The sequence below is a fragment of the Streptomyces sp. UNOC14_S4 genome (assembly GCF_020740835.1).
In the GTDB taxonomy this organism is placed as follows: domain Bacteria; phylum Actinomycetota; class Actinomycetes; order Streptomycetales; family Streptomycetaceae; genus Streptomyces.
Genome location: NZ_JAINFC010000717.1, coordinates 1 through 2,833 on the forward strand (window position 1 = coordinate 1; position 2,833 = coordinate 2,833).

The following is a 2,833-nucleotide window of genomic DNA, read 5'->3' on the forward strand; positions in this document are numbered from 1 at the left end:
GGCCGCACGGGCCCCGGGGCGCGTACCGGGACGGCCCGCCCCCCGGGGCCCGTTCGGCCGTCTCGCCGGCCGGGGCACCGACGGCCGCCCCGGCTCGGGACGGCGCCCCGGCCCCTGCGGGCGCGGCGCCGGTGCCTTGAGCGTGCGCTGCTCGGTGCGCTGCTCCGCGTACTCCGCGGCCCGCTGGCCCGCCGGGCGCTCGGGCTCCCGCCGCACGTGCCTGCCGTCGGACAGGCCGTGCGCCTCGCGCGCCGCGATCTCCTTGAGCCGCAGCGACAGCTGAAGGGTGCTCGGACGGTCCTCCGGGTCCTTGGCCAGACATGCGTGGATCAGCGGTGCCAGCGCGTCCGGCACCGCCATCAGCTGCGGCTCCTCGTGCACGACGCGGTAGAGCATCACCTCGGAGCTGCCCTGGCCGAACGGCGAGTCCGCCGTCGAGGCGTACGCGAGGGTCGCGCCGAGGGCGAAGACGTCCGTCGCGGGCGTCACCGCGGCCCCGCGCACCTGTTCGGGCGCGAGGAAGCCGGGCGAGCCGACGGCCGTGCCCACGTGCGTCAGCGTGCTCGCGCCCACCGCCCAGGCGATGCCGAAGTCGATGATGCGCGGACCCTTGGGCGACAGCAGGATGTTCGAGGGCTTCAGATCGCGGTGCACCACGCCCGCGTCGTGCACGGCCAGCAGACCCTCGGCCAACGCCGCGCCGATGGAGGCGGTCTGAGCCGCCGACAGCGGCCCTTCCTCGTTCACCTTGTCGTGCAGCGAGGGCCCCGGCACGTACTGCGTGGCGAACCACGGCCGGTCCGCGTCCAGATCGGCGGCCACCAGCCGTGCCGTACAGCCGCCGCGGATGCGCCGCGCGGCCTGCACCTCACGGGCGAACCGCGACCGGAACTCCTGATCCTCCGCCAGGTCCGGCCGGATCACCTTCAACGCCACGCGCTGCCCGCGCCGGTCGGAGCCGAGGTACACCACGCCCATGCCGCCCGCGCCGAGCCGGCGGTGAAGCCGGAACGAGCCGACGACACGCGGGTCCTCGCGCCGGAGCCGCATCATCGCCATCTTCATCCCCGCTGCCCGGTCCGTCTGACGTGCCCAGCTTACGGATTGCCGGGCGAACGCGCGCAGAGGCGGCGCATGCGTCGGCAACCGGATTCCCCGCTTCCCCAGGAAACCGGGGATCATGAAGAGCCGGGAGTGAGCGAAGTCACTGCACGGAAAGGCCCTGGTGCCCTGGACACCCCTCCGGGACGACCCTGGGATTCCGGCCACCGGTCTCCAACCAGAGGAGTAGCCGCGCCGTGTGCGCTCATCCTCCGGGAGGCCCGGCAAGCGGTACGCGGGCATGACGCCCGAACGGCCCCCCGCGCCTACCTTGGAGAACAGAGCGGCGGGTGACGCACTCGTCCCCCGAGGTCAGACGCCCGCCGCTCGCCGAGCGCGGAAGCGACCACGGCGGGACGGGCCCGGAGACGGGCCGCACGGGGCAGGAGGGGACGATGGCGGACACCGCGGGACGCACGGCCGTCCGGGCGCACGACCGGCAGGCCGTGGACGTCCTGGGCGACCTCTCCTCCGTCGCCTCCCCGGGCACCCGGCACCCGCTCGTGGCCGCGGCCATGGTGCTGCCCCTCGCGGTGCTCCTGGCCGTGCTCTTCGGCGGCTGGGACGCCGTCGTCACCGAAGCGTCGTCCGTGGCCGGAATGCTGGGGCACTAGCACCACCGGTGCCCCGACCCCGGGAGAGCGGCCCGGGGAGCAGGAAACGGCCGGAACAACCCCGTGGGGACGGGGGTACGGCGGACGGCACGACGGGCCGGGCACCTGGGGAGGTGCCCGGCCCGTCGCGCATCCGGATCCGGTATCCGATGGAAAGCCTCTGTGACATGCGAAAACGGCCGGAGGCCGGAGCAAGTGCCCCGGCCTCCGGCCGATCCGTGTGCGCGATACTGGGATTGAACCAGTGACCTCTTCCGTGTCAGGGAAGCGCTCTCCCGCTGAGCTAATCGCGCGGGGAGATCCTTGCGGACCTCAGTGGACGATACTGGGATTGAACCAGTGACCTCTTCCGTGTCAGGGAAGCGCTCTCCCGCTGAGCTAATCGTCCGGGTTGTACTGCGTGCGCGATACTGGGATTGAACCAGTGACCTCTTCCGTGTCAGGGAAGCGCTCTCCCGCTGAGCTAATCGCGCGGGGAGATCCTTGCGGACCTCAGTGGACGATACTGGGATTGAACCAGTGACCTCCTTCCGTGTCAGGGAAGCGCTCTCCCGCTGAGCTAATCGTCCTTGGAGGTGGAGACGGGATTTGAACCCGTGTAGACGGCTTTGCAGGCCGTTGCCTCGCCTCTCGGCCACTCCACCAGGAGTGCGGGGGTTCGGGAAGATCCCCCAACTCGAGCGGACGACGAGACTCGAACTCGCGACATCCACCTTGGCAAGGTGGTGCTCTACCAACTGAGCTACGTCCGCAGTGTCTGGCCCGTTTCGCTTCCGCGTCCCGGCGACGTGTTGAACTCTAGCGGATTCCGGCGCCAGCTCAAATTCCGTTTCCGCAGCGTGCTGGGCTGATTGTTCTCCCGGGCCGCTCGTGGCACCCCCGCCATAGACTCGATGACGTGCACGGCTCCCCTCTGATGTCCCCTCCGATGGCCCGCTTCGGCGGCCTCCTCGCCACCGACCTCCGCGACGTCACCCGTGACCCGGAGGCCCTGGACTCCACGGGCTGGTGGGCCGTGGTCGCCGACTTCGAGGGGGACCTGGTGTGCGCCCGCTTCGGCGACGTACGGCCCGCTCCCGCGCCCGCCCCGGTCCCCGGCCGCTGGCGCGGCCCGGCCC

The 2,833-nt window shown here is 71.8% G+C and carries 2 protein-coding genes, 6 tRNA genes and 1 pseudogene; 2 read left to right on the top strand and 7 right to left on the bottom strand.

Features of this window, described 5'->3' with window-relative positions:
- Positions 1-1,059 (bottom strand): serine/threonine-protein kinase (locus K6I34_RS34790; protein WP_229332034.1); only part of this gene is annotated, 1,059 nt, incomplete at its 3' end.
- A gap of 437 nt (positions 1,060-1,496) precedes the next feature.
- Between K6I34_RS34790 and K6I34_RS34795 the strand changes: the two genes are divergently transcribed.
- On the top strand, positions 1,497-1,715 hold the full coding sequence (locus K6I34_RS34795; protein WP_229332035.1) for a hypothetical protein: 219 nt from the start codon (positions 1,497-1,499) through the stop codon (positions 1,713-1,715).
- A 221-nt stretch (positions 1,716-1,936) separates the two neighbouring features.
- Here K6I34_RS34795 and K6I34_RS34800 read toward each other — a convergent pair.
- The 6 genes from K6I34_RS34800 to K6I34_RS34825 all read right to left on the bottom strand — a co-directional run bounded on the left by K6I34_RS34800 (position 1,937) and on the right by K6I34_RS34825 (position 2,467).
- Positions 1,937-2,008 (bottom strand) — tRNA-Val (locus tag K6I34_RS34800).
- A 23-nt stretch (positions 2,009-2,031) separates the two neighbouring features.
- A tRNA-Val gene (locus tag K6I34_RS34805) sits at positions 2,032-2,103 on the bottom strand.
- Between the two features lie 13 nt (positions 2,104-2,116).
- Positions 2,117-2,188, bottom strand: a tRNA-Val gene (locus K6I34_RS34810).
- Positions 2,189-2,211: 23 nt separating this feature from the next.
- Positions 2,212-2,284, bottom strand: a tRNA-Val gene (locus K6I34_RS34815).
- A gap of 1 nt (position 2,285) precedes the next feature.
- Positions 2,286-2,359 (bottom strand) — tRNA-Cys (locus tag K6I34_RS34820).
- Positions 2,360-2,394: 35 nt separating this feature from the next.
- A tRNA-Gly gene (locus K6I34_RS34825) sits at positions 2,395-2,467 on the bottom strand.
- Positions 2,468-2,631: 164 nt separating this feature from the next.
- On the opposite strand from K6I34_RS34825, the pseudogene K6I34_RS34830 reads away from it, so the two are divergent.
- Positions 2,632-2,833: pseudogene (locus K6I34_RS34830) on the top strand (anthranilate synthase component I family protein); the annotation flags it as partial.

Bases quoted from the DNA above. Each gene is read 5' to 3' on its own strand.
- K6I34_RS34795 (WP_229332035.1), top strand. From the start codon at position 1,497: ATGGCGGACACCGCGGGACGCACGGCCGTCCGGGCGCACGACCGGCAG.